The sequence below is a fragment of the Staphylococcus sp. HMSC072E01 genome, assembly GCF_001814125.1.
Lineage (GTDB): Bacteria > Bacillota > Bacilli > Staphylococcales > Staphylococcaceae > Staphylococcus > Staphylococcus hominis.
Map to the genome: position 1 here is coordinate 1 of NZ_KV814984.1, position 286 is coordinate 286.

Genomic DNA, 286 nt, shown 5'->3' on the forward strand with positions numbered 1-286 from the left:
GAAGCGAAAAATGCATTAAAAGCAGATAAGTCAGCGCTAGAACAAAAACGCCCAGGATTAAATCATGTGGGAGTTATCGAAGGTAAGAAACCATCAAGCGTGACTGCATATAATAATGAAATGGCTAAAATCCATGATGAACTTGAAGCAGCAAAAACAGAAGCAGATAGAGTCATCAACGATGACAATGCGACACCAGCACAAGTAACAGCGGCTATCGCAAAAATAGATGCAGTACAACCTAAGTTAGATAATGCCATTAGTTTACTTCATGACAAAGAAAATA

1 pseudogene is annotated in these 286 nt (G+C 38.1%); it reads left to right on the forward strand.

From position 1 onward, the window contains the following. Nucleotides 1-66 precede the first annotated feature (66 nt). Nucleotides 67-286, forward strand: a pseudogene (locus HMPREF2953_RS07845) (hypothetical protein); the annotation flags it as partial.